Source organism: Synechococcus sp. R8-2, assembly GCF_047461715.1.
Lineage (GTDB): Bacteria > Cyanobacteriota > Cyanobacteriia > Thermostichales > Thermostichaceae > Thermostichus.
In genome coordinates, this window is sequence record NZ_JANSHQ010000529.1 from 1 (window position 1) to 3,263 (window position 3,263).

4 protein-coding genes are annotated in these 3,263 nt (G+C 61.8%); all 4 read left to right on the top strand.

The features are described 5' to 3' along the window. The first annotated feature begins 28 nt into the window (after positions 1-28). The 4 genes from NW819_RS11995 to NW819_RS12010 all read left to right on the top strand — a co-directional run bounded on the left by NW819_RS11995 (position 29) and on the right by NW819_RS12010 (position 3,152). A complete protein-coding gene (locus tag NW819_RS11995; RefSeq protein WP_414413879.1) occupies positions 29-652 on the top strand; it encodes a YihY/virulence factor BrkB family protein in 624 nt (207 codons plus the stop codon). Between the two features lie 24 nt (positions 653-676). Continuing rightward, positions 677-1,768 (top strand): L-threonylcarbamoyladenylate synthase, encoded by a 1,092-nt coding sequence (locus NW819_RS12000; protein ID WP_414329155.1) that lies wholly within the window; start codon positions 677-679, stop codon positions 1,766-1,768. 14 nt (positions 1,769-1,782) lie between these two features. Continuing rightward, entirely contained in the window at positions 1,783-2,313 is a 531-nt protein-coding gene (gene purE / locus NW819_RS12005) for a 5-(carboxyamino)imidazole ribonucleotide mutase (RefSeq protein WP_414329156.1), read from the top strand. A gap of 80 nt (positions 2,314-2,393) precedes the next feature. Next, positions 2,394-3,152, top strand: coding sequence for a hypothetical protein (locus tag NW819_RS12010; protein WP_011432665.1), 759 nt, complete (start codon positions 2,394-2,396; stop codon positions 3,150-3,152). The last annotated feature ends 111 nt before the right edge of the window (positions 3,153-3,263 follow it).

Sequence of the window (3,263 nt, forward strand, 5' to 3'; positions counted from 1 at the left end):
TCCGCACCGCTGACGCGAACGGGGGTTGTTGTCGCTCGGCTTCTTGGGCACCCTGTGGGCTGCTTCTGGAGCCATGGGGGCGGTGATGACAGCTTTGGATCTCAGCCATGAGATCCCTCAAGATAGGCGCCGTCCCTTCTGGAGACGCAAGCTGATCTCGCTGGTTTGGATGCTCGCCACCCTGGGGTTGACCGGACTGGCCAGCTTGATCTTTTTGTTCAGTGCCAGCTTTTTGCGCTTCTTGGCCATGAAAGCGAGATCCTTAGCCCAGGAGGTTGGCGGGCCGACTCAGTTGGATCCCTTGCGAGAGCTGGGGTTGAACTTGTGGGGGATCCTCACCTGGCCGATTTCGCTGGGGTTGGTCGTCTTCTCCTGCTGGGTGCTGTATCGATTTGGCCCCAGCTTGCGCCGACCCCAAATGCCGATTTGGCCGGGAGCCATCGTGGCCAGCCTACTGTGGGTTGGGGTGTCGTGGGGGCTGCGGATTTACGTGGAGCACTTTGGGCAGTTCAACCAAGTCTACAGGGCGGTGGGGGCGGTTATTGTGCTGCTGCTCTGGGTTTGGCTCACTTCCTTGGCGCTGCTGTTTGGGGATCAAATCAACATCGCCCTCTACCAGGCGCGAAAATGGATTGCAGAACGGGATCCCTAGCCCCACCCCAAATCCGAGTTATGGATGCAGACGGAAATTCTTTCGCCCACTCCTGAGCACATTGCCGTAGCGGCGGCGGCCTTGCTGCAGGGCCAGTTGGTGGCCATCCCCACGGAGACGGTTTACGGCCTGGCGGGCCATGGCTTGGATGAGCAGGCAGTGGCGAACATTTTTGCCGCCAAGGAGCGCCCCCGCTTCGATCCCCTGATCCTGCATCTGCCGGCTGGGGTGACCCTAGAGCAATTGCAGGGGTGGCTGGTGGACGTGTCGGCTTTTACTCCCGCCGCTCGCGCTTTGCTGGGATCCTTGATCGACACCTTCTGGCCGGGGCCCCTAACCTTGGTGCTGCCCAAGTGTCCCACCGTGCCGGATCTGGTAAGCAGCGGGTTGCCTACTGTTGCCCTGCGGGTGCCTGCTCACCCGGTGGCTCAAGCTTTGTTGCAGGCGGTGCAAACCCCTCTGGCTGCCCCCAGTGCCAATCGCTTTGGCCGCATCAGCCCCACCTCAGCCCAGGCCGTCTATGCAGAGTTGGGAGGGCGGATCCCTTACATCTTGGATGGGGGAGAGTGTGCTGTGGGCCTGGAGTCCACCGTGCTAAAGCTCAGCCCCGAAGGGATCCCGACGCTGCTGCGCCCAGGAGGGATCCCACTGGAAGCCCTGGAGGCCCACCTGGGGTTGCCCATCCGGTTGCCCCCAGAACAGGCCCCCAAGGATGGCACAACGGGCCCGCCAGAAGCGCCGGGACGACTGAGCAGCCACTATGCCCCCAGTAAGCCCCTCCGGCTTTTGCCCACCCCTTTTGCCCAGCTTCAGCCCGGCGATTGGCAACAGGTGCAGCACCTGACAACCGGTCATTCCCACCTGGGCATCCTCAGCTTTGCCACGGATCCGCAGGCTCTGCTGAACACCCTCTCCCGCCATTGGCCGGGGATCACTTTCAGTTTGGAGTGTTTGGGTTCGGATCCCAAGGCAGCCGCCCGCGCCCTCTTTGCCAGCCTGCGCCGCCTGGATGAGGGAGATGCTACGCTCCTGCTGGCAGAGCCCCCACCCATCTCGACGGGGTTGGGCTATGCGATGATGGATCGGCTACGCCGGGCCAGCAGCCTTTCGCGTTAGCGTCGCTTAGCGATATGGAACTCTCCCCCCTCGTTGCCATCGTAATGGGCAGCGATTCCGATTTGCCCACCCTTGCACCTGCCGCCCAGGTGTGTGAGGAGTTTGGGATCCCTTACCAGATGCAGATCCTCAGCGCCCACCGCACCCCCGAGGCCATGGTAGAGTTTGCCCGCCGCGCCCATACCCAAGGGATCCGCGTCATCATTGCCGGGGCAGGGGGAGCAGCCCATTTGCCGGGGATGGTGGCCTCTCTCACCCCCCTGCCGGTGATCGGGGTGCCGGTGCTCAGCCCATCCCTGCAGGGGATCGACTCCTTATACTCGATTGTGCAAATGCCCAAAGGGATCCCGGTGGCCACGGTGGCCATTGGCAACGGCTACAATGCGGGTCTGCTGGCGGTGCAGATCCTGGCCAGTGGAGATCCCGACCTGCTCCGGCGAGTGATCGCCTATCGGGAAAGCCTAAAACAGGCGGTGCAGGAGAAAAACGACCAGTTGCAAACCCAAGGGTGGAAAGCCTATCTCGACTCCACCGGCAAAGCATAAGAGCATAATTTAGAGAACGTTGACCTATCTTGCCGCCTTGCAAAGGGCCAGATAGGGCCGAGTTTTGGGAGTTGCCATCGGTGAAACATCAATCGGGTCGCCCTTCTTCCGGCCAGGGATCCTGGCCAGAATATCTGCAGCGGGTGGGGCGTGGGGCAGTGGAGACGGGATCCCAAGTTGCTCTGTGGATCCTATCGGGGCCGCAGTGGCGGGTTTTGGCTCTGTCGGCCTTGGCGTTGGCAGGGCTGGCCTTCTGGAATGGGCGGCTGGCGCTCTCTCTGGGGGTGGGCACCTTGGTGATGTTGGGGCTACAGGGGGTGCGCAGCCCTGAGTTCAACCGCCGCTGGCAGGAGTGGCAAGCTTGGTTTCGGCAGGCGGATCGCTGGCTTTTGCTGGCAATTGGTTCGGGAGCAGCCGCCACCTTGGGCACCTACACCCTCATCTCCATCTGGGCAGAATCCACCCAACGCTGGCTGGCCACCGGTGCCATTCTACAGGGATTGGCCACTCTAGCCTTGTTGTCGCTGCTGTTTGGGGAGTGGCTCAGGGGCCGACAAGAGCGGCAACGGTCTCAATTGGAGCGCGACCTCAGCGACATTGCTTCTCCCGATCCCTTCCGACGGCTGGCGGGCGTTCGCCGCTTGCAGAGCTTAATGTCCCACCTGGATCCCGAGCAAACCCGGCTGGCGGTGGATTATCTGCGGTTGGCCCTCGACCAAGAGACGGTAGCGGTTGTGCGGGAAGCCCTGCTGGAGGCCCTACAGGGATGGGGGATCCTGCGCCGCCTCAACGATTTGACCAATCTCAAACACCCCAGCAGGGATCCCTCTTCAAACTAAGATAACGGCTGTCTTGGTCCTCAAGGGTTTGACCGGGATGATAAATTCAGTCCCTTGGGCAATCCGCCAAATAGATTGCTCACCTCAGGTTTAGCTAAACCGCCGAGAAGC